Consider the following 19,612-nt stretch of genomic DNA (forward strand, 5'->3'; position numbering starts at 1 on the left):
GACCCGATTGCGTCGGACGCCGACATGGTGCGCGCCGCCATCAGTGCGGCGGCGGCCGCCGGGGATCGTGACGTGCCGGTCGGCGCGGTGGTGTTCGACTCCGCCGGAAGGGAACTGGCGCGGGCCGCGAATGCGCGGGAAGCGCTCGGCGATCCGACCGCGCACGCGGAGATCCTGGCGCTGCGCCGTGCCGCCGCGGTGCACGGCGACGGATGGCGGCTGGAGGGCGCCACCCTCGCCGTCACCCTGGAGCCGTGCACGATGTGCGCGGGCGCGCTGGTGCTCGCACGGGTGGGCCGCCTGGTCTTCGGGGCGTGGGAGCCGAAGACCGGCGCTGTCGGGTCGCTGTGGGACGTGGTGCGCGACCGTCGTCTCAATCACCGCCCCCAGGTGCGCGGTGGCGTGCTCGAGGACGAGTGCGCGGCGCTGCTCGACGAGTTCTTCCGCACCCAGCGCTGAGCCCAGGTCAGCAAACGATTTAGTGATCCGGCGACGGTCCGGTATGGTTGTCGGCGGTGGCGTGTCCGAGCGGCCTAAGGAGCACGCCTCGAAAGCGTGTGAGGGGTAACCCCCCTCCGAGGGTTCAAATCCCTCCGCCACCGCTCCAGCCCCTCATCTGTTCGCGCAGGTGAGGGGCTTTCATCTTTCGCAGGACGAGTGTGCCGAAGGAGGGTGATCCGGTGACCGAGCCCGACCACCACTACTGGATGAACCGGGCCATCGAACTCGCGCGTTTGTGCCCGGTGGCCGAGGGCGCGTTCTCGGTGGGCGCGGTGATCGTCGCCGACGGTGCGGAGATCGCGACCGGTTACTCCCGTGAGTCCGACCCGAAGGAGCACGCCGAGGAGGGGGCGCTCGGCAAGCTCGACCGGGCGGATCCGCGGCTGGGGCGGGCCACGCTCTACAGCACGCTGGAACCCTGCTCCGAGCGGGGGACGAAGGACCGGCTGCCGTGCACCGAGCGGATCCTGCGGGCCGGTATCCCGGTCGTGGTGATCGCGTGGCGCGAGCCGTCGACGTTCGTGGTGAACTGCGTCGGAGTGGAGAAACTGCGGCAGGCGGGTGTCACGGTGGTCGAACTGCCCGAACTGGCCGAGGCGGCGATGTCGATGAACCGGCATCTCGACCTGTCCTGAGCGGATTCAGTCGTAGTCCCAGTACTGCAACCAGCGCACCGACGCGAACAGCAACAGCGTCAGCGCGTAGAGCGCGACGACCACCGCCGCCCCCGCGGCGCTGATCCGCCTGCCCGCGCCGTCGATCGGATCGAGCCACCGGCGAAACCGGCTCGCCACCGCGGGCGACAGGTAATAGCTCATCACGCCCACGCTCACGATCTGGCTGAGCCACAACGCCAGCCATGGTGGCGCTCCCACCCGGTCCAGCACCGGGCCGAGGAAACGCGACAGCACCATCACCGTCGGATACAACACCAGCAACACCAGCATGGCGGTCTTCCACGTCGGCGTCATCCTGGTCTCGCCGTCGACCGTTCGCACGGTCGAGCCGAACGGCGTGGTGTGCGCCTGCACGGTGAAGTCCTCGGTCAGCTTCGCACGCAATTCCGGTAGGGTGGCGGCGCGTTCGTCCGAGCCCAGCCAATCCGACAACTGCCGTTCCGTGCGGAATCGGAGCACCGACAACCAGCGCCCTCCGTCCGACGGGAAAAGGGCGGCGCCTTCGAATCCCGGAAACGTGGAACTCACCGCGACGAGCCGTGCCTCCGTGGCCTCGAATTCGGCTTCCTTGTCGCGCGCGACGCTGTGCCGGAACACGCCGATACCCGGCGGTGGCGACCCGCCTTCGACGATGACCAGATCCGCACTCTTGCAATGAAAACCGAGCGATGTGCCGTCGGACAGCGCGGCCGCTCGTTCGGCCGAGTCCAGAAATGCGTGCAGCGCGGGTTCGGATCGGAATGTGACGCTGAAACCCGGTTCGAGAAGCGGGCCTTCGGTGATCGCCAGGGAGGAACTCACGAATCCGTCCATTCGACAGGCGATTTCGGTGATCCGCATGAGCCACTCCCGAAAAGCCGCGTCGTGCGCCGGTCGGTGAAAGACCGTTACGGCGGTAGCGGCGGCGTCCATCGACGCTATGCGACGTCGATACGGCGACCCTGCACATAGACCTCGGTGATCGCGGGTTCGCGGATACCCATCAGCAGCGCGAACAACGTCTGATCCCGGGCCAATGCGGGGTCTTCGGAACGAATACCCTGTGCCAGCGTGTGTTCCAGAGCCGGAACGCGCGCCGGTTCCACCACGACGAAGTCGGCTTCCTTACCGACGTCGAAATTTCCGAAACGGCTTTCCATATCCAAGGCGCGCGCCCCGGCCAGCGTGCCGGTGAACAACATCTCCGCCGGATGCATCGACACCCCTTGCTCGCCCGGCTCGGAGATGTGCACCTTGAACGCGGCCGCCAGCACCTGCGGGATCAGCCATTCGTCGCCACCGCCGTAATCGGTGCCCGCGGCCACCGTGACGCCGGAGGCGAGCGTCCGCTTCCACGGCATCGTGCCGGAGCCGAGGAACTGCTGCGACACCGGACAATGCGCCACCGACGTGCCCGTTTCGGCCATCCGCGCCAGCTCCACGTCCTGGCAGTGCACGCAGTGGGCGAGGATGCTGCGCCTGCCGAGCAGGCTCTTGCCGCCCACCGCCGATCCGGGCAGGAACTTCCCGTCATAGGTGTCCAGATAGGTGGTCACGCCGTAGGCGTGTTTGGTGGTGTCGACTTCCCCGGTTCCCGGACGGTTGTTCTCGTTGAGATGAGTGTGGAAATAGACGCCGCGTTCGCGCACCGAGTCGTACAGCTCGCCGAGGTCGTTCAGGGTTCGCCGAGTCACCGCCAGCGAAAAGCGGGGGACGATCGCCACGTGCAACAGGGCGGTAGCCACGTCACCGGTGTCGGCGGCGTGCCATTTGCCGATCTCCTCGCTCGTCAAGCGGATGGCGTCGTCTTCGGTGGTGATCAAGGGCGCCGCCGACGGCTCTCCGGTCGTTTGGATGCCACGGCCGCCGACCATCCGGAGACCGCGTCGGCGGGTTTCGGCGAACAGGGCGTCTTGCGCGTGCGGGAACGCCGAGCCGAACACCATCGCCGCCGTGGTGCCCGCGGCGATGCGCCGGGTACAGAATTCGGATGCCGCCGATTGCGCGAAGTCCACTTCGGCGTAACGGGATTCCGCCGGATAGATGCACAATTCAAGCCACTCCAGCAGCTGGCCGCCGCCGTAGGCATCTCCTGCGAAGGTCTGCGGGAAATGAACATGGGTGTCGACGAACCCGGGAAGCAGGAATCCGGGCCGATGGTCGAACACTTTTTCGGCGCGGTACTCGTCCGGGATATCCGAGCGCGTTCCGCAGAATGCGATCCGACCACGGTCGTCGATTATCAAAGCCCCGTCCGGAACGTCGGCCAGCGCGTCGGGCACATCGCGGGCAGCAGGACTACCGGCGATGTGAAAAATGTGCCCCAAGTGGACTTGGCTCACCATTCGAGGAGAACACACATCGATCCGGCACGCGAGTGAATCGCGGGAAAAGCGGTCAGACGCCGCGCGAGAACAATGTCACCGGCGGCGGCATACGGTAGCCGGCGAGTTTGATGAATCGGGCGCTCACCCTCGGCTGCCTGCCCTCCAGCGGGCCCGCCCCGACGGTGTTCATCATCCGGTTGATCACGTTGAAGCAGGTGCCGACCCAGACGGCCTCGTCGAACGCGTCCCGGGAAACCCCCGCCAGCCGGACCACGGCCGCGTCCTGCGCGGTCAACCCCTCGGGGTCACGGGCCATCTTCGCGAGGAAACCGAGCATGGCGCGCGCCTCGGGACGCAGCGGGGAATCCGCGCCGTCGGCCAAGGCGCGAGTCACCACGTCGGCGTCGATGTACGCACCGGCGATGGCCTCGTGCGAGGTCGCGCAGAACGGGCACTCGTTGGCCTGGGAGGTGTGCGTCGCGAAGATCTCGCGTTCGGCGACGGTCCAGTACGACGGTCCGCGCATGACCTCCTGGATCAGGTCCGACAGCGGCGATCCGAAGAACCGATGCCGATAGAACAGCACCTTCAGCACCGCGGGGACCTCGACGCCGCTGAACCGCCGCATGGTCCACAACAACAACCTGGTGGGCCGGTCGTGGCCGGATCGCACCGCTTCGAGCCACATTTCAGTTCCCCTCCCACGCCAGTCGCGCGGCGCGCAGGCGTCGGTCGGCCGCGCCGTAGGCGGCGACCGCGGTCGCCTCGAAGATCTCGTCGTCGGTGTGCCCGGCCGCTTTCAACGCCGCGATCTGCTGCTCGGTGACCCGGTAGGACCGGTCGGCCACCAGCTCGGCGAAGGCGGCGAGGTCCGTCGGGTCGTGCGGGCCCGGATCTGCTGTCGCGGCGGCTCTGGCTCGCAAGACGCGGCGGATCTCGCTGGACAGCCGCCCCGGTGCGGTCTCGAGGTGCGCACCGAACCGCTCCCATTTCTCACTCATCGAGCCACGCATGGGCCCATTCTGGCCGACGACCGCCGCCTTCGCTGGAAATCGCAGGCGCGCAGCGTCAGTCGCTGCCGTCCTCCGCCTGCTTGCGAAGCACCACCCGGTGGTGCTCCAGGTCGACCCCCACCAGCGGTGGCGCGCCCTCGTCCTGCTCGTCTCGCAGCATCGACACGGATTCGCGATGGTCCAGCTCCATGCGCTTGGTCGCGTAGAACAGCGCGGTGAACTCGTCGGTGAACGTGCCGGAGACGGGGGTTCGGCGGCGCCTGCGACGTTTGTTCACGGTCAGCTCGTAGACCGCCACCAGCACGAGCAGGATCACCCATCCGGGGATCCACCACTGCAACACCGATGCCATGCCCACCGAAGCTACCAGCCCGCGCCGAACCGATTCGAAAATTGCTCGTTTCACGGAGGGTAACGGGTGAGATCGCGGGTATACGCCCGATACGGAAAGTGCGGGAAGGACGCGATGCCAGATGCGCCGTCGGACAGTCCGCGCGGGAACGATGCGCGAGAGAAACATGAGAATCGGAAGTGTAATCGTCTTGATCTGGTTGCTGATCGGCGTGATCGCCTCAGCACAACGCCACTACTTCGACAGTGGACCGGTGAACTGCGCCGGTTTCGGCACCATCGCCGTCACTGTCATCGCGGGACCGCTCAACTACATGGGCGTGAATCCGAAGGTCGCGGATTGCAATGTCCCGCAACCCAGTCCGTAGTTCGATCGAGTGATCAGGGACGGCCGGGTGGGCATGCCTACCCGGCCGTACTTATTCGTATGCTCGGATGAGCTGTGAGCCGAGCGGTACCTGATGTGAACTGAACATTTGCTGTTTACGAATTCCTGCGGATTTCGCTGGTCTTTGTGGGATAGCTGTCGGTTCGGCCGGGTATTCCCTCTTACGGGGTGCACGGAAGGAACCGATGAGATGCGCGACTACGAATCCCGTGCGCGTGCCAGACGCGGCCCGGGCGCGGGCCCCCGGGTATTCGGCTTCCTGCTGCTGGCCTGGCTGGCGATCGGGTTGCTCGCGGCCGGTCAGCGGCATTATTTCGACAGTGGCCCTCCGCTGAACTGCGCCGGTTGGGGCACGATCGGTCTCACCGCCCTCGCGGGCCCGCTCAACTACGTGGGGGTGAATCCGCGAGTGGGCGACTGCGAACTTCCGCAACCGAGCGGGTGAAACGCACTCGGCCCCGCATCCGGAGTCCGGATGCGGGGCCGAGCCATGGGCGTCGAATCAGCTGACGCCGACCGGTTCTTTCACCGTCTCGGCCGAACGCCGCTGCAACTCACGCAGCTTCGAGCCCTCGACGTCGATGTCGGGCAGGATGCGGTCGAGCCACTTCGGCATCCACCACGACCACTTGCCCATGATCACCAGCAGCGACGGAATCAGCACCATCCGGACGATGAACGCGTCCAGCAGCACGCCCACCGCCAAGGCGAAGCCGAACGATTTCGCGGTCACGTCGGTCTCCAGCAGGAAGGAGCCGAACACCGAGATCATGATGATCGCCGCCGAGGTCACCACGCGTGCGCCGTGGTGGTAGCCGGCGACCACCGCGTCCTTGGCCGACTTGCCGTGCACGAACTCCTCGCGCATCCGGGTCACCAAGAAGACCTGGTAGTCCATCGCGAGGCCGAACACCAAGCCGATCAGCATGATCGGCATGAAGCTGACCAGCGGATGCGGGTCCTCGATCAGGCCGAGCTTGCCCTCCTGGAAGATCAGCACGGTCGCGCCGAAGGTCGCCGCCATCGACAGCAGGAACCCGAGCGCCGCGGTGAGCGGCACCAAGATCGACCGGAACACCAGGATCAGCAGGACGAACGCCGCGCCCGCCACGATCGCCAGGTAGGGCACGATCTTGCTGAGCAGCACGTGGTCGACGTCGGCGTAGATCGCCGTGGTGCCGGTGATGCCGTATTCGATGCCGTACTCGGCCTTCAACTGGCCTTCGGCCTCCCTGGCGTCCTGCACCAGGTCCTTGGTGGCCTGGTTGTTGGGCCCGGACTTCGGGACGCCGTCCAGCAGCGCGCCCTGCTGGTCCTGGCTCCACTGCGGCTCGGTGACGTAGTCCATGCCGGGGTAGGACGCGAGCTTGTCGCGCAGCGCCCGCACCGCCGCGTCCCGGTTCTCGGCGGGCACGGCGCTCAGGTCGACGGCCACGTTCAGTATGCCGTTGCTGCCCTCGCCGAAGCCCTCGGTGCGCAGCTCGTAGGCCTTCCGGATGGTGGAGGTCTTCGGCATGCTGTCGTCGCCGGGCAGGCCGAGGTTCAGGCCGGCCGCGGGGGCGGCGAGCGCGCCGAGCACCACGACGCTCAGGATCAGCGCGACCCACGGCACGCGGCCGATCAGCCTGCCGAAGCGCATGCCGTTGGTGACCGAGGTCTCGTCCTCGGGATCGTGCTGGGCGACGACCGGCAGTTTCGGCTTGAACAGGAAGCGACCGAACGCGCCGAGCAGCGCGGGCATCAGCGTGATCGCGGTGAGCACCGCGAAACCGGCGGCGATCGCGCCGCCGAGGCCCATGAAGGTCATGAACTCGACGCCGACGATGCTCAGGCCGGCCAGCGCGATGATGACGGTCAGACCGGCGAATACGACGGCGGAACCGGCCGTGCCCAGCGCGGTGCCCGCGGCCTCTTCCGGCGAGTCCTGGACCGCGAGTTCGTGCTTGTACCTGGACACGATGAACAGCGCGTAGTCGATGGACAGAGCGATGCCGATCATCGAGGCGAGGAACGTGGTGAAGCTGGGGACCTCGATCACCGAGGTGCCGAGCATGATCAGCGAGGTGGCCGCGCCGAGACCGACGATCGCGGTGACGATCGGCACGAACGCCGCGACGATGGCGCCGAACGCGACGATCATCACGACCAGCGCGACGGCCATGCCGATCATCTCGGACTTGCCGCTGGGCGCTTCCTGCTTCTGCGCGATCGAGCCGCTCATCTCGACCGTGAGCCCGGCGTTACGCGCGCCGGCGGCGGCGGCGTACGCCTCTTCCCGGTGCGCGTCGGTCACGTCGGTGAACTTCGCGATCGTGAACGGGACGTTGATCACCGCGACGGTCGCGGGCGCGGTCTGGCTGAGCACGTTCAGCGGGGCGCCACTGCACTGCGTGGGGTCGGGGTTGGTCAGGCAGCCCATCTTGTCGGCCGCTTCGACCGGATTGACGATGGGTTTGCTGTGATCGACGATGTCGAGCCTGCCGAGATCGGCGATGAACGCGTCCAGCGCCGCACGGTTCGCCGGGTCGGTCAGCTTCTGTCCCTCCGGGGCCGCGGCGACATAGGTGCCGGTGACCGCGTCGAACTTGAACGCGGCGGAGGCGCCGGGGAAGTGCTTGTCGAGGATCTCGTTGGCACGTTCGGACGGCAGGTTCGGCATGCTGAAGTCGTTGCTCATCGGCTTGCTGAGCTGTGCCCCGAGACCACCGAGGAGCACGAACAAGACGAGCCAGACAGGAAGGACTATCCATTTCCGGCGGAAAGCGAACTTTCCCCATCTGTACAGGTAAACGGACACGAGTGGTTCTCCTAGCGATGACTGGGATCGTGCTGGGTCTGCGTGTAGACAGCACTCGCGGGGGTGCCCTGCTGCCTCCGCCTCCACTGACGCTTTCTGCCTACCGTGCGGTAGGTAGACTACCCAGGAGCTAAGCGGAGGAACAACCTCTATTTTGCGGGCGACGTTCGCTCGACGCGAAGGTGATGAGAGGATCGTCGAATGTCTGTGCGTGACGCACCCGGCACTGTCGCCGCAGGTGGAGGCACTAAAAGCGCGATTCGGGACGCCGCGGTGAAGCTGTTCGGAGCCAAAGGATTCGAGCAGACCAGCTTGCGCGAGGTCGCGGATGCGGTAGGAATCACAAAGGCGTCGCTCTACTATCACTACGCGTCGAAGCTCGATCTGCTATTGGCGATCATCGATCCGATCGTCGATCACATGCGTTCGGTGGTGAACGATCTGGACCAGGTACCGCACGACGCCGAGAGCATCCGCCAGGTGCTGCGCACCTATCTGCGCGGCCTGATTCACCACCGAGACGCCGGGGCGCTGGTCGTACGCGACACCGTCGCCATCATCAACGCCATGGCCGACCGCTATCCGGATCTCATGGACGCCAGTCAGGCGCTGCGCGAGTGGCTGGCCGGCCCGGACGCCACCGAGGAGGCGCAGCTGCGCGCCTGCGCCGCGCTCGAGGTGATCGGTGTCGCGCTGGTGTCCAAGGAACTCGTGCCTGGCGCGGACGATTCACTGGTGGAATCCTCACTGCTGGATGCCGCGACCTGCGTGCTGGCAGGCGGCGGCGCGTAGATTCGAGCTATCCCCTCGACGCCAGGAGTCGCTGCTGTGCACATCACCGCGAAGGTCGATTACGCGGTGCGGACGCTGCTCGAGATCGCCAGTGCGCCGCGACTGGACCAGTCCGTCGTCGGGCTCGGCGCACCCCTCGTGCAGGCCGCGCCCGTGGTCAAGGCCGAAGCGATCGCCACCGCCCAGCGGATTCCGCCGAAAGTGCTCGAGTCCGTGCTCGGCGAGCTGCGCCGAGCCGAACTGGTGATCAGCAGGCGCGGTCCGGACGGCGGCTACTGGCTGGCCAGGGCCGCGGCCGACATCTCCATCGCCGACGTGATCCGCGCGATCGAGGGCCCGCTGGCGTCGGTGCGCGGCGCCCGGCCCGAGGACGTCCACTATTCCGGTGCGGCCGAACCGTTGCAGCGGGTGTGGATCGCGCTGCGGGTCAACATCCGAGCGGTGCTGGAGAACGTCACCATCGCCGACATCGCGAACGATCGGCTGCCCGGATTCGTCGAGGCGCTCACCGAAGACCCGGGCGCCTGGGCGCGCCGCTAGCTCCGCATACCCCGACGGGAGACCATCCATGCAGGTCAGAAATCTTCGCGACGCCTCGCGCCGACAGCCGGTAGCCTGCGATTCATCATGCTGACCAGACTCCTTCGTTCGCATCTGTACCCTTACCGCGCCCAGCTGGCGGGGGTCGTTGCGCTTCAGCTGGTTTCCGTGATCGCGATGCTGTATCTGCCCAGCCTGAACGCGGACCTGATCGACAACGGCGTCACCAAAGGTGATCTCGGCTACATCTGGACCACCGGCTTGTGGATGCTCGCGGTCACGGGCGTGCAGATCGTCGCGTCGGCCGCTTCGGTCTATCTCGGCGCGCAGGCGGCCATGGGCGCGGGCCGCGACCTGCGCGGCGCGCTGCTGCACCGCGTCGGCACGTTCTCCGCGCGCGAAGTGGGGATGTTCGGCGCGCCCTCGCTGATCACCCGCAATACCAACGACATTCAGCAGGTTCAGCTGCTCATCGTGATGTCGGCGACCATCCTGGTGATGGCGCCGATCATGTGCGTGGGCGGCATCATCATGGCCTTGCGCGAGGATCTCGGGCTGTCCTGGCTGCTGCTGATCGCGGTGCCCGCGCTGGCCTTGGCCATGGGCGTGATCATCTCCAAGATGGTGCCCGGCTTCCGCGACATGCAGGCCAGGATCGATGAGGTGAATCGGGTACTGCGCGAGCAGATCACCGGTATCCGCGTGGTGCGGGCGTTCGTGCGGGAACGGCAGGAGACCTGGCGCTTCGGACTGGCCAACACCGAACTCACCGACACCGCGCTGCGGGTCGGCCGGTTGATGGCGCTGATGTTCCCCACGGTCATGCTGATCAGCAATGTCACAGCGGTCGCGGTGATCTGGTTCGGCGGGCACGCGATCGACGCCGGGCACATGCAGATCGGTTCGCTCACCGCGATGCTGTCCTACATCATGCAGATCCTGATGGCCGTGATGATGGCCTCGTTCCTGGCCATGATGGCGCCGCGCGCCGCGGTCTCCGCCGACCGGATCGGCGAGGTGCTCGACACCGAATCCTCGGTGCACCCGCCGCGCTTGCCGCAGCCGTTCACCGACGACCCGGCCGTCGTGGACTTCCAGTTCGCCGAGTTCGCCTTCCCCGGTGCGGAAAAGCCGGTGCTGGAGGCCATCCGTTTCCAGGTGCGTCCCGGCACCACCACCGCCATAGTCGGCTCCACCGGCGCCGGGAAAACCACGCTGATCAACCTCATTCCCCGGCTGATGGACGTCACCGACGGCGCGGTCTACGTCGGCGGCACCGACGTTCGCCACATCGACCTGGAGGTATTGCGTTCGCAGATCGGCCTCGTGCCGCAGAAGGGGTACCTCTTCTCCGGCACGATCGCGAGCAATCTGCGCTACGGCAATCCGCACGCCACCGACGACGAACTCTGGCGCGCACTCGAGATCGCGCAGGCCGCCGATTTCGTCCGGGAGATGCCGGAAGGGTTGCAGACACCTGTCGCTCAGGGCGGCACCACCGTTTCCGGAGGCCAGCGCCAGCGGTTGGCCATCGCGCGAGCGCTGGTGAAGAAGCCGAGGGTGTATTTGTTCGACGACTCGTTCTCCGCGCTCGACGTCGCGACCGACGCCAGGCTGCGCGAGGCACTGAAGCCGGAGACCTCGGACGCGTCGGTTCTCATCGTCGCGCAGCGCATCGCCACCATCCGGGACGCGGATCAGATCGTGGTGCTCGAGGACGGCGCGATCGCCGGGATCGGTACCCATGAGCAGCTGCTGCGGGATTGCTCGGAGTACCGGGAGATCGTCGAGTCGCAACTGAGTGCCGAGGAGGCGCGATGAGACCCGGAATGCCCACTCCCGGTGCGCCGGACACCAAAGCGAAATCGTTCGGACCATCGCTGAAGCGGCTGCTGCGCAGGCTCGCGCCGGAGCGTTTCCAGGTCGGGCTGATCATCGCGCTCGTCATCGTCTCGGTGGTGCTGAACACCATCGGGCCCTACATCCTCGGCAAGGCGACCAACCTCGTCTTCGACGGCGTGGTCGGCAAACAGCTGCCGTCCGGGGTGACCAAGGACCAGGCGATCGAAGGCCTGCGAGCCAAGGGCGACAACACCTTCGCCGACATGCTCGGCGCCATGGACGTGGTGCCCGGCGTCGGGGTGGACTTCGGCGCGGTCGGCAGGGTCCTCGCCCTGGTGCTCCTGCTGTACATCGGCGCGGCCGTGTTCGGGTGGTTGCAGGGCTACCTGCTCAACGTCGTGATCAATCGGACGGTGAAGCGGCTGCGCGGCGAGGTCGAGGACAAGATCCACCGGCTTCCGTTGCGCTACTTCGACTCCGCGCCGCGCGGTGACGTGCTCAGCCGGGTGACCAACGACGTCGACAACGTCTCGCAGAGCCTGCAACAGACCATGAGCCAGCTCCTCATCTCGGTGTTCTCGGTGCTCGGCATCCTGGTCATGATGTTCTGGATCTCCTGGCAGCTCGCGGTGATCGCCTTGCTCACCGTGCCCGCCGCCATCGTGGTCACCGCGCAGATCGCGAAACGGTCCAAGCCGCACTTCGTCGACCAGTGGAAGTACACCGGCCTGGTCAACGCCCAGGTCGAGGAGGCGTACTCCGGGCACGAGGTGGTCACCGCGTTCGGCCGCAACCGCGAGGTCGGCAAGGAGTTCGACCAGCGCAACGAACAGCTCTACCAGGCCAGCTTCAAAGCGCAGTTCATCTCGGGCATGATCATGCCCGCGATCATGTTCCTCGGGAACGTGAACTTCGTGCTGGTCGCGCTGGTCGGCGGCCTGAAAGTGGCCACGGGCAGCCTCTCGCTCGGCGAGGTGCAGGCGTTCATCCAGTACTCCCGCCAGTTCAGTCAGCCGCTGACCCAGCTCGGCGCGATGGCCAACCTGTTGCAGTCCGGCGTCGCCTCCGCCGAGCGGATCTTCGAGATCCTCGACGCCGAGGAGCAGAGCCCGGACCCGGTGATGGCCGACGCGCGCCCGGTCGACCGCGGCCGGGTGGAGTTCGAGGCCGTCTCGTTCCGCTACGAACCCGGCAAGCCGGTGATCGAGCGACTGTCGCTGGTGGCCGACCCCGGGCACGTGGTCGCCATCGTCGGGCCCACCGGCGCGGGCAAGACCACGCTGGTGAACCTGCTCATGCGGTTCTATGAACTGGACGCGGGCACGATCACCATCGACGGCGTCGACATCACCGAGATCACCCGCGACCACCTGCGCTCGCGCATCGGCATGGTGCTGCAGGACACCTGGCTGTTCCGCGGCACCATCCGGGAGAACATCGCCTACGGCAACCCGAACGCGAGCGAGGAAGAGATCCTCGCCGCGGCGCGCGCCGCCTACGTCGATCGTTTCGTGCACGCGCTGCCCGACGGCTACGACACGGTCATCGATGAGGAGGGCTCCGGCGTCAGCGCGGGTGAGAAACAGCTCATCACCATCGCGCGCGCGTTCCTCGCCAAGCCGTCGATCCTCATCCTGGACGAGGCGACCAGCTCGGTGGATACCCGCACCGAGCTGCTGGTGCAGCACGCCACCGCCGCCCTGCGCCGCGACCGGACCAGCTTCGTCATCGCCCACCGCCTGTCCACCATCCGCGACGCCGACCTGATCGTCGTCATGGAGGCGGGCCGGATCGTGGAGCACGGCTCGCATGAGCGTTTGCTCGAGGAGCGCGGGGCGTACTACCGCCTGTACAACGCCCAGTTCGCGGGGGCGGTGTGAGGCAGGCCAGCGGTGGGCTGGTTCGGGCGGCGGGTGGCGAACTGCGAGGATAGCGGGGTGTCCGGTCCCGAATCCTTCTCCTTCACCGTCGGTACGCGCCTGGAAGGGCGGCACGGCCGGTCCGGTGTGATCGCCACGCCGCACGGGTCGATCGCCACGCCCGCGTTCATCCCGGTGGGCACCAAGGCGACGGTCAAGGCGGTGCTGCCGGAGACCATGCGCGAACTCGGCGCCCAGGCGCTGCTGGCCAACGCCTACCACCTCTACCTGCAACCGGGCGCCGACATCGTGGACGAGGCGGGCGGGCTCGGCGCGTTCATGAACTGGCCGGGACCGACCTTCACCGACAGCGGCGGGTTCCAGGTGATGTCACTGGGGGTCGGCTTCAAGAAGGTGCTGGCGATGGAGGCGGTCGACGTGCGCAGCGACGACGTGATCGCACCCGGCAAAGAGCGGCTGGCCACCGTGGACGACGACGGGGTCACCTTCCGCTCCCACCTCGACGGCTCCGCGCACCGGTTCACCCCCGAGGTGTCGATGGGCATCCAGCACCAGCTCGGCGCCGACATCATGTTCGCTTTCGACGAACTCACCACGCTGCTCAACACCCGTGCCTACCAGGAGCGATCGGTACAGCGCACGCACGAGTGGGCGCAGCGCTGCATCGATGAGCACGAGCGGCTGACCACCGCGCGCACGCACCGTCCGTACCAGGCGCTGTTCGCCGTCATCCAAGGCGCGCAGTACGAGGACCTGCGCCGGAAGGCATGTCGAGGGCTGGAATCGATTCGCGGAAGCGCGGGAACGGGATTCGACGGTTACGGCATCGGCGGCGCGCTGGAGAAGCACAACCTGGGCGCTACCGTCGGTTGGTGCTGCGACGAGCTGCCCGAGGACAAGCCGCGTCACATGCTCGGCATCAGCGAACCGGAGGACATCTTCACCGCGATCGAGAACGGCGCGGACACCTTCGACTGCGTGAATCCGTCCCGGGTCGCCCGCAACGCCGCGATCTACGTCGACACCGGCCGTTTCAACATCAACACCAGCCGCTTCCGACGCGACTTCACCCCGATCGACGAGAACTGCGACTGCTATACCTGCGCCAACTACACGCGCGCCTACATCCATCACCTGTTCAAGGCCAAGGAGATGCTCGCCTCCACGCTGTGCACCATTCACAACGAACGGTTCACGGTCCGCCTGGTCGACCGCATCCGGCACAGCATCGAGGGTGGCTACTTCGATGAGCACAAGGCCGAGACATTAGGGCGGTGGGGGAGGGGAAAGGCTTTCCGGGAACACGACGGCGCGGGTCCGCAAGGGTGATCGGGAGCTCCACGGAGCCGCGATCGTCTCTTGCGGCGCCCGCGCCGCAGGGTGGTCGGGGACTCGTCAGGTGCGCAGTGGATCCACTCCGGTCGGCGCGTAGCTGGGTTCGTGCTTCTTGAGCAACGCGATCACCCGGTAGGTGATCGGGAGCACGATCACCTCGCAGAGGGTCTTCCAGAGGAAGCCGATGATCACGTAGTTGAGGAACTGCTGCCAGGTATCGATGCCGATGGCGCCCGCGGCGATCGAGCAGAAGATCAGCGTGTCGGCGAACTCGCCGACGATGGTCGATCCGATGAGCCTGGCCCACAGGTACTTTTCCTTCGTCCGCTCCTTGATCAGCACCAGCGTCGCGGAGTTCAGCAGCTGGCCGACGAAGTACCCGGCCAGGCCCGCGACGACGAGCCGGGGCGTCGTCCCGAGGACGGTGCGGAACGCTTCTTGGTTGTCGTAGAAGCTCGCCGCGGGCAGCCGGATCGCGATGGCGAAGCACACGACCGTCAGCAGCAGGGCGGCGAAGCCGTAGTAGATGGCCCGGCGGGTGGCGCGGAAGCCGTACACCTCGCTCAGTACGTCGCCGAGGATGTAGGCCAGGGGGAACAGGAAGAAGGCGCCATCGGTGGCGATCGGCAGGACCTGTAGCGGCCCGAGCGACACCGATCGATCGCCGAGGAACTCCACCCCCTTGGTGGCGCAGATGTTGGAAATGATCAGGGTGGCAGTGAACAGGGCCACGATCGGTGCGTAGTACCCCCGCGCGACCTGGGCAAATGCCGCATGGTCCGCGGGGCGCCCAGGCCCGCCGTGCTCTTGCGTGGTTTTCGACTCACTCACCCGCATCATCCAACCAGGTTGTGGAATACGCTGTAGCAATGACGAATCCCGGCGATTCCGACGAGTGGTGGAAGCAGTACGGCGGCCAAGGCGTGTCGCCGGACTCCGGTGGGCAGAGTTCGGTCCCGCAGTACCCGAGTCCTGAGCAGCAGCCGTCGGGTTACCCGTCGGCGCCGCAGTACCCGGTACAGCCGCCCTCGCAGCCGATGACGCCGCCTCCGCAGCCGCAGTATCCGTCCTACCAGCAGCCCGTGCAGCCGTACGGTCAGCCGAACTACGGCTACCAGACGCCCTACCAGCCCTACGGAGTCCCGGCGCAGGGCACCAACGGCATGGCGATCGGCGCGCTGATCTCGTCGCTGGTCGGATTCGTCACCTGTGGGCTCGGCTCGATCGTCGGCATCATCCTCGGGGTGATCGCGCTGAATCAGGTCAAGCAGAGCGGTCAAGAAGGACGCGGCATGGCGCTGGCGGGCATCTGGATCGGTGTCGGCGCGATCGTGCTCGGCATTCTGTGGTTCGTCGTCGTGATCATCGCGGGTGCGACCAGCACGTAGCGGTACGGCCGGGAAAGCAACAGGGGCGCACCCGATTCGGGTGCGCCCCTGCGCTTTCGATATCGCTGTGGCGAATCAGGCCTTGACGACCTGGGTGCCGCCGGCGAACTTGTCGTGCCAGCCCTGCTTGTTCGGGTCCTGCGAGATGGTGACCATGATGTAGATGGCCAGACCCAGCGAGACCAGGCCGCCGACGCACGGAATGATGTTCGCGGCGACGAACGCGTTGCGCTTCAGCGAGGTGACCGGGTCGATCTTGGCGGCGCCGCCCGGGGCGAGCACCTTCAGGCCGAGGATCTTCTTGCCGAGCGTGGTGCCCTGCGAGGTCTCCATGCCGACGAAGTAGCCGAGCTGGACCAGGGTCCACACCAGGCCGAGCCCGATGGTCAGGCCCACCGAGTTGTTGACCAGGATGTACAGGATGAAGTACGGGATCATCAGGATGATCGCGTCGATGACGCGGGCGCCGATGCGCGTGCCGAGGTCCCCCGGCTGACCGCCGTAGGCGTTGAACCCGGGCTGTTGCGGGTACTGACCGTAGGGATCCTGGCCGTACTGCGGCTGCTGCTGACCGTACTGCGGCTGCTGCCCGTACTGAGGCTGCTGCTGGCCGTATTGCGGCTGCTGCCCGTACTGGGGCTGCTGCTGCTGGCCGTACTGGGGCTGCTGCCCGTACTGGTCGCCCCCCTGCGGGTACGGCTGCCCGTACGGCTGCCCGCCCTGAGGATACTGGTTGGGGTCGTACCCACCGCTTGTCATAGTTGTTTGTCCTCGTCGATTGATCAGTAGTTGGACGATGCGTACGTTACGGACATGGGCTGCTTCGCAACAACCCATGTACGTCGAGTATCCACGGTTCGCGGGGCAGCCGCCGGGTGTCGAAACACGCGAGTAGCTCGGAGGACGATGTCGCGGTCGAGCCGAGCGAAGCGGCCAGTGCCGAGACTACTTCCTCCGGCGTGTTGCCGAGCGCCAATCGTTCGCGGAGCGTCACCGCCCCATCCCGTTTCGCCAGTCGCCGCCGCTGCGTATTGAGCACCAGCGGCACGTGGGCGTAGCTCGGCACCGGCAGGCCGAGCAGCGTCGCGAGGTAGGCCTGGCGCGGGGTCGACGGCAACAGGTCGTCGCCGCGTACCACTTGGTCGACGCCTTGGGCCGCGTCGTCCACCACGACGGCGAGGTTGTAGGCCGGGACGCCGTCGCCGCGCCGCAGCACCACGTCGTCCACCGGGCCTCGATAGCGACCGTGCAGTTCGTCCCGCACTTCGAACTCGGTCACCGTGGCGCGCAGACGCAGCGCGGCCGGACGACCCTCGGTGCGCAGCCGGGCCCGTTGCGAGTCGCTCAGCGTGCGGCACGTACCGGGGTAGGCGCCCATCGGCCCGTGCGGCGCTGTCGCGGCCTTCTGGATTTCCCTTCGGGTGCAGAAGCATTCGTAGGTGAGCCCGGCGGCGGCGAGGCGTTCGATGGCCGCCTCGTACCACGGCAACCGTTCGGACTGGCGTACCACGGGTCCGTCCCACTCCACGCCGATCGCCGTGAGGTCGTCCAGTTGCCGCTGCTCCGCACCGGGACGCACCCGGTCCAGATCGTCGATCCGCAGCAGGAAGCGGCGGCCGGTGGACCGAGCGAATGCCCAGGCCAGCAGGGCGGTGCGGAGATTGCCCAGATGCAGGTCCCCGGACGGGCTCGGCGCATACCGGCCGGCGCCCGGCTCGGCCACGGGACCGGCGGTAGACGATGGGGTGCGCACGTCGGTCATGGTAGGAGCGCCGCGCTCAACCGCGCAGACGCGGCCGCAGGTCGGCATCGGCCGGTTCGTCGCCTGCCTCCAGCGTGGCGAGCAGGGCCTCGGCGTGGGCGACCAATCCGGCGAGATCGATATCGTAGGGCGCTCGCCCGCTCTCCGGCTGGTATGCCGTCAACCGCGACACAGCGCGGGCGAGCAGTGTACGCGCCCCCTTCGGATTACCGCGCTGTATGTGGGTCAGCCCGACAGCGAACTGCGCGAGCGCTTGCCACAGCATCCGCTCGGCGAACGGTCCGTTCTTCCATGCGGCCTCTAAAACCTCGTGTGCGTTGAATGCAAGTCCCTCGTCCAGCAGTTGCTGGGCGAAGGTCAAGGTTTGCTGGGGTGGAAGATCGAGATCGTCCGGAATTCGGGCAACTCCGGTGCTCCCGGGAGGCAGCGGCCGCCCGAGACGGTCGCGCGGACGGGCATTACGGGCGCGACCTGCGTCGTCACGAGCGCGTTCGACCATAGGTTCCATCATGCACGGCCGCAGGGGCGGCGTCGACGCGCCCCGTGGGCGAGCGTGAATTGTGCTCCGATAACAGAGCAATCACATCCGTTAAAAACATTGTGGTACGCCAGTGTTCAGAATGAATGAGGGAGGCTGGCAATGCTCCCGCAACTTCCCCTCTTCGCAAACGTGTGTGGTTGCGATGATTGAATAGGCAAGAGCCGGGCAAACTTTCGAAGGACCTGCTAGTGTTACCGCGCGGGGACAGGCCCCGCGCGAGGTTAATTTCCTCTCGAACTCGATGTGCGATATCTACGCACCGGGAAAGTGCGCTCCGGCACGGGGTGCACCACGGGATTCGGCTTTCCAGTCGGGTACCGATGCTAGCTGGAACGATGTCAGGAGAAATCTCGCTCTCGACGCAGCAAAGGAGCTAGTGCCGTGGAGGTTGATTGGACGGGCGCTGTGTGGCGCAAGAGCACATACAGCGGTCCGGATGGGAACTGCGTGGAAGTCGCTTTTCTCGTCGACGGCAATGTCGCGGTTCGTGACACCAAGGACAGTGGACGTGGCCCGGTCTTGGCGTTTGCGCCGGGCGAGTGGGATGCATTCCTAATGGGGTTCTCGATGGGAGAGTTCCGGCGCGGCTGAACCGCTTCGGAATGGCCTGAACAAGGCAAAGCGGGCCCCGGGTCGTGTGGACTCGGGGCCTTCGCGGTTTACGGGCGGGTCGGCTGCGGCGCGAATCCTCAGTGCGCGGAACCGTTTCCGTCACCGTTCGCTCGTTGCTGAACCTTGCGCAGCACGGCGAGCTGCCTGCGTTCCTCTTCGTGCTCGATCTCGAAGTGCCGCACGCTCTCCGCGCGCGGATCCGCGCGCAGGAAGCTGCCGGTGCCCGGCTTGCCCGCCGCGCCCAGCTTGCTCATCTTCTTCGGGACCGGTGCGCCCTGGTACTCGAGCGGAATCGGGTGGCCGTGCGCGTCGACCGGGCCGAGCGGCTGATGCACCTCGATGTATTCGCCGTGCGGCAAGCGCTTGACCACGCCGGTCTCCACCCCGTGCTCGAGTACCGCGCGGTCACTGCGCTGCAAGCCGAGGCAGATGCGGTAGGCCAGCAGGTAGGCGATCGGAGGCAGGAGCAGGATCCCGATGCGGCCCGCCCATGTCGTCGCGTTCAAGGAGATCTGGAACTTGTAGGCGATGATGTCGTTGACGCACGACAGCGTCAGCACCACGTAGAACGCGATCGCCATCGCGCCGATCGCCGTGCGAACGGGCACGTCGCGGGGGCGTTGCAGCAGGTTGTGGTGGGCGCTCCTATCGCCGGTGAGCCGCTTCTCGATCCAGGGATAGGCGATCAGCACAGTGAACACCAAGCCCATGAGCAATGCGACCCAGAACACCGCGGGCACGGTGTAGCGGCCCAGATACAGCTCCCACGGCGGCATCAACCGGGCCATGCCGTCGGTCCACATCATGTAGAAGTCCGGCTGCGAACCCGCCGACACCTGCGAGGGGTTGTAGGGACCCAGGTTCCAGATCGGGTTGATCTGGAACAC

The 19,612-nt window shown here is 66.7% G+C and carries 21 protein-coding genes, 1 tRNA gene and 1 pseudogene; 12 read left to right on the forward strand and 11 right to left on the reverse strand.

Features of this window, described 5'->3' with window-relative positions; all coding sequences use genetic code 11:
• The first annotated feature begins 24 nt into the window (after window positions 1-24).
• The 3 genes from ABZ420_RS17265 to ABZ420_RS17275 all read left to right on the forward strand — a co-directional run bounded on the left by ABZ420_RS17265 (window position 25) and on the right by ABZ420_RS17275 (window position 1,136).
• The gene (locus ABZ420_RS17265; RefSeq protein WP_357123370.1) at window positions 25-459 is read left to right on the forward strand and encodes a nucleoside deaminase; all 435 of its coding nucleotides are present in this window, start codon (window positions 25-27) and stop codon (window positions 457-459) included.
• A 55-nt stretch (window positions 460-514) separates the two neighbouring features.
• Window positions 515-602 (forward strand) — tRNA-Ser (locus ABZ420_RS17270).
• A gap of 78 nt (window positions 603-680) precedes the next feature.
• Window positions 681-1,136: a deaminase gene (locus ABZ420_RS17275; protein WP_357123278.1), complete on the forward strand. Its 456-nt coding sequence runs from the start codon at window positions 681-683 to the stop codon at window positions 1,134-1,136.
• A gap of 6 nt (window positions 1,137-1,142) precedes the next feature.
• On the opposite strand, the gene ABZ420_RS17280 is transcribed toward ABZ420_RS17275, so the two are convergent.
• From ABZ420_RS17280 to ABZ420_RS17300, 5 genes are all read right to left on the reverse strand, one after another.
• Window positions 1,143-1,979: an antibiotic biosynthesis monooxygenase gene (locus tag ABZ420_RS17280; RefSeq protein ID WP_357123281.1), complete on the reverse strand. Its 837-nt coding sequence runs from the start codon at window positions 1,977-1,979 to the stop codon at window positions 1,143-1,145.
• A gap of 116 nt (window positions 1,980-2,095) precedes the next feature.
• Entirely contained in the window at window positions 2,096-3,502 is a 1,407-nt protein-coding gene (locus ABZ420_RS17285) for an amidohydrolase family protein (protein ID WP_357123284.1), read from the reverse strand.
• A 52-nt stretch (window positions 3,503-3,554) separates the two neighbouring features.
• The gene (locus ABZ420_RS17290; RefSeq protein WP_357123287.1) at window positions 3,555-4,172 is read right to left on the reverse strand and encodes a hypothetical protein; all 618 of its coding nucleotides are present in this window, start codon (window positions 4,170-4,172) and stop codon (window positions 3,555-3,557) included.
• Window position 4,173: 1 nt separating this feature from the next.
• Window positions 4,174-4,485: a hypothetical protein gene (locus ABZ420_RS17295; RefSeq protein ID WP_357123290.1), complete on the reverse strand. Its 312-nt coding sequence runs from the start codon at window positions 4,483-4,485 to the stop codon at window positions 4,174-4,176.
• 67 nt (window positions 4,486-4,552) lie between these two features.
• Window positions 4,553-4,849 carry a DUF6191 domain-containing protein gene (locus ABZ420_RS17300; RefSeq protein ID WP_357123292.1) on the reverse strand — a complete coding sequence of 99 codons (297 nt, stop codon included), beginning with the start codon at window positions 4,847-4,849 and terminating at the stop codon, window positions 4,553-4,555.
• 166 nt (window positions 4,850-5,015) lie between these two features.
• On the opposite strand from ABZ420_RS17300, the gene ABZ420_RS17305 reads away from it, so the two are divergent.
• Window positions 5,016-5,216 carry a hypothetical protein gene (locus ABZ420_RS17305; RefSeq protein WP_357123295.1) on the forward strand — a complete coding sequence of 67 codons (201 nt, stop codon included), beginning with the start codon at window positions 5,016-5,018 and terminating at the stop codon, window positions 5,214-5,216.
• Window positions 5,217-5,426: 210 nt separating this feature from the next.
• Complete coding sequence (locus tag ABZ420_RS17310) at window positions 5,427-5,681, forward strand: hypothetical protein (RefSeq protein ID WP_357123298.1); 255 nt, start codon at window positions 5,427-5,429, stop codon at window positions 5,679-5,681.
• Window positions 5,682-5,738: 57 nt separating this feature from the next.
• Here the strand turns inward: ABZ420_RS17310 and ABZ420_RS17315 are convergent, their stop codons facing one another.
• On the reverse strand, window positions 5,739-8,033 hold the full coding sequence (locus tag ABZ420_RS17315; RefSeq protein WP_357123301.1) for an MMPL family transporter: 2,295 nt from the start codon (window positions 8,031-8,033) through the stop codon (window positions 5,739-5,741).
• 201 nt (window positions 8,034-8,234) lie between these two features.
• Between ABZ420_RS17315 and ABZ420_RS17320 the strand changes: the two genes are divergently transcribed.
• The 5 genes from ABZ420_RS17320 (at window position 8,235) to tgt (ending at window position 14,416) form a co-directional block, all read left to right on the forward strand.
• Window positions 8,235-8,825: a TetR/AcrR family transcriptional regulator gene (locus tag ABZ420_RS17320; protein ID WP_357123304.1), complete on the forward strand. Its 591-nt coding sequence runs from the start codon at window positions 8,235-8,237 to the stop codon at window positions 8,823-8,825.
• 36 nt (window positions 8,826-8,861) lie between these two features.
• Window positions 8,862-9,365, forward strand: a complete 504-nt coding sequence (locus ABZ420_RS17325; protein ID WP_357123307.1) for an Rrf2 family transcriptional regulator — start codon at window positions 8,862-8,864, stop codon at window positions 9,363-9,365.
• A gap of 87 nt (window positions 9,366-9,452) precedes the next feature.
• Entirely contained in the window at window positions 9,453-11,186 is a 1,734-nt protein-coding gene (locus tag ABZ420_RS17330) for an ABC transporter ATP-binding protein (protein ID WP_357123310.1), read from the forward strand.
• Window positions 11,183-13,087 (forward strand): ABC transporter ATP-binding protein, encoded by a 1,905-nt coding sequence (locus tag ABZ420_RS17335; RefSeq protein ID WP_357123312.1) that lies wholly within the window; start codon window positions 11,183-11,185, stop codon window positions 13,085-13,087. Before ABZ420_RS17330 ends, ABZ420_RS17335 begins: the two co-directional genes overlap by 4 nt.
• A 57-nt stretch (window positions 13,088-13,144) precedes the next feature.
• Window positions 13,145-14,416 carry a tRNA guanosine(34) transglycosylase Tgt gene (tgt, locus tag ABZ420_RS17340; protein ID WP_040864472.1) on the forward strand — a complete coding sequence of 424 codons (1,272 nt, stop codon included), beginning with the start codon at window positions 13,145-13,147 and terminating at the stop codon, window positions 14,414-14,416.
• A 66-nt stretch (window positions 14,417-14,482) separates the two neighbouring features.
• Here the strand turns inward: tgt and ABZ420_RS17345 are convergent, their stop codons facing one another.
• A complete protein-coding gene (locus ABZ420_RS17345) occupies window positions 14,483-15,262 on the reverse strand; it encodes a queuosine precursor transporter (RefSeq protein WP_357123315.1) in 780 nt (259 codons plus the stop codon).
• 29 nt (window positions 15,263-15,291) lie between these two features.
• Between ABZ420_RS17345 and ABZ420_RS17350 the strand changes: the two genes are divergently transcribed.
• Window positions 15,292-15,810: a DUF4190 domain-containing protein gene (locus tag ABZ420_RS17350; RefSeq protein ID WP_357123318.1), complete on the forward strand. Its 519-nt coding sequence runs from the start codon at window positions 15,292-15,294 to the stop codon at window positions 15,808-15,810.
• Between the two features lie 75 nt (window positions 15,811-15,885).
• On the opposite strand, the gene ABZ420_RS17355 is transcribed toward ABZ420_RS17350, so the two are convergent.
• Genes ABZ420_RS17355 through ABZ420_RS17365 form a run of 3 tightly spaced genes read right to left on the reverse strand, consistent with a single transcriptional unit; the run spans window position 15,886 to window position 18,071 of the window.
• Window positions 15,886-16,569, reverse strand: a complete 684-nt coding sequence (locus ABZ420_RS17355) for an RDD family protein (RefSeq protein ID WP_357043440.1) — start codon at window positions 16,567-16,569, stop codon at window positions 15,886-15,888.
• Window positions 16,570-16,615: 46 nt separating this feature from the next.
• Window positions 16,616-17,572 (reverse strand): tRNA glutamyl-Q(34) synthetase GluQRS, encoded by a 957-nt coding sequence (gluQRS, locus tag ABZ420_RS17360; RefSeq protein WP_357123321.1) that lies wholly within the window; start codon window positions 17,570-17,572, stop codon window positions 16,616-16,618.
• A gap of 16 nt (window positions 17,573-17,588) precedes the next feature.
• Window positions 17,589-18,071 (reverse strand): DUF309 domain-containing protein, encoded by a 483-nt coding sequence (locus tag ABZ420_RS17365; RefSeq protein ID WP_040864389.1) that lies wholly within the window; start codon window positions 18,069-18,071, stop codon window positions 17,589-17,591.
• A 423-nt stretch (window positions 18,072-18,494) separates the two neighbouring features.
• Between ABZ420_RS17365 and ABZ420_RS17370 the strand changes: the two genes are divergently transcribed.
• Entirely contained in the window at window positions 18,495-18,704 is a 210-nt protein-coding gene (locus tag ABZ420_RS17370; RefSeq protein WP_357123324.1) for a DUF397 domain-containing protein, read from the forward strand.
• Window positions 18,705-18,802: 98 nt separating this feature from the next.
• On the opposite strand, the pseudogene ABZ420_RS17375 reads toward ABZ420_RS17370, so the two are convergent.
• Window positions 18,803-19,612 (reverse strand): annotated as a pseudogene (locus ABZ420_RS17375) (cytochrome b); the annotation flags it as partial.

The organism is Nocardia sp. NPDC005745 (genome assembly GCF_040630775.1).
Classification (GTDB): domain Bacteria; phylum Actinomycetota; class Actinomycetes; order Mycobacteriales; family Mycobacteriaceae; genus Nocardia.

Excerpts from the sequence above, each read along its gene's own strand:
- ABZ420_RS17300 (WP_357123292.1), bottom strand. The coding sequence starts at position 4,849 with ATGGCATCGGTGTTGCAGTGGTGGATCCCCGGATGGGTGATCCTGCTC.
- ABZ420_RS17335 (WP_357123312.1), top strand. The coding sequence starts at position 11,183 with ATGAGACCCGGAATGCCCACTCCCGGTGCGCCGGACACCAAAGCGAAA.
- ABZ420_RS17265 (WP_357123370.1), top strand. The coding sequence starts at position 25 with ATGGTGCGCGCCGCCATCAGTGCGGCGGCGGCCGCCGGGGATCGTGAC.
- gluQRS (WP_357123321.1), bottom strand. The coding sequence starts at position 17,572 with ATGACCGACGTGCGCACCCCATCGTCTACCGCCGGTCCCGTGGCCGAG.
- ABZ420_RS17305 (WP_357123295.1), top strand. The coding sequence starts at position 5,016 with ATGAGAATCGGAAGTGTAATCGTCTTGATCTGGTTGCTGATCGGCGTG.
- ABZ420_RS17345 (WP_357123315.1), bottom strand. The coding sequence starts at position 15,262 with ATGATGCGGGTGAGTGAGTCGAAAACCACGCAAGAGCACGGCGGGCCT.
- ABZ420_RS17365 (WP_040864389.1), bottom strand. The coding sequence starts at position 18,071 with ATGGTCGAACGCGCTCGTGACGACGCAGGTCGCGCCCGTAATGCCCGT.
- ABZ420_RS17295 (WP_357123290.1), bottom strand. The coding sequence starts at position 4,485 with ATGAGTGAGAAATGGGAGCGGTTCGGTGCGCACCTCGAGACCGCACCG.
- ABZ420_RS17285 (WP_357123284.1), bottom strand. The coding sequence starts at position 3,502 with ATGGTGAGCCAAGTCCACTTGGGGCACATTTTTCACATCGCCGGTAGT.
- ABZ420_RS17330 (WP_357123310.1), top strand. The coding sequence starts at position 9,453 with ATGCTGACCAGACTCCTTCGTTCGCATCTGTACCCTTACCGCGCCCAG.
- ABZ420_RS17350 (WP_357123318.1), top strand. The coding sequence starts at position 15,292 with ATGACGAATCCCGGCGATTCCGACGAGTGGTGGAAGCAGTACGGCGGC.
- ABZ420_RS17290 (WP_357123287.1), bottom strand. The coding sequence starts at position 4,172 with ATGTGGCTCGAAGCGGTGCGATCCGGCCACGACCGGCCCACCAGGTTG.
- ABZ420_RS17355 (WP_357043440.1), bottom strand. The coding sequence starts at position 16,569 with ATGACAAGCGGTGGGTACGACCCCAACCAGTATCCTCAGGGCGGGCAG.
- ABZ420_RS17320 (WP_357123304.1), top strand. The coding sequence starts at position 8,235 with ATGTCTGTGCGTGACGCACCCGGCACTGTCGCCGCAGGTGGAGGCACT.
- ABZ420_RS17310 (WP_357123298.1), top strand. The coding sequence starts at position 5,427 with ATGCGCGACTACGAATCCCGTGCGCGTGCCAGACGCGGCCCGGGCGCG.